This is a genomic window from Bacillus sp. SIMBA_008 (genome assembly GCF_046535495.1).
Taxonomy (GTDB): domain Bacteria; phylum Bacillota; class Bacilli; order Bacillales; family Bacillaceae; genus Bacillus; species Bacillus subtilis.
On sequence record NZ_JAWRWL010000259.1, the window covers coordinates 1 to 293 of the forward strand.

Genomic DNA, 293 nt, shown 5'->3' on the forward strand with positions numbered 1-293 from the left:
AGATCCAAACAACGTCTAAGAAGTGCCAGTATAAACTTGAGATAAAGATTTTTGAAGACGTCTGCGGCGTTAATCCGCGTTTCTTCAATTGCAGTAAGATGCCGGCAATCCAGAAGATACCGATCGTTACGTGCGTTCCGTGCGTTCCCAGAAGGACGAAGAATCCAGACCAGAAAGCACTTGTACCGAGAGATGCTCCTTCATGTACATAGTGGATGAACTCGTTAAGCTCACATCCGACGAAGCCCGCACCGAGAAGAAGCGTAATGATCGTCCAAATGACGACGCCTTTT

At 47.1% G+C, this 293-nt stretch carries 1 protein-coding gene; it reads right to left on the bottom strand.

Going from position 1 to position 293, the window contains the following annotated elements:
* On the bottom strand, positions 1–293 hold a 293-nt coding region (locus SB658_RS23095), incomplete at both ends, for a cytochrome c oxidase subunit 3 (protein WP_410602596.1).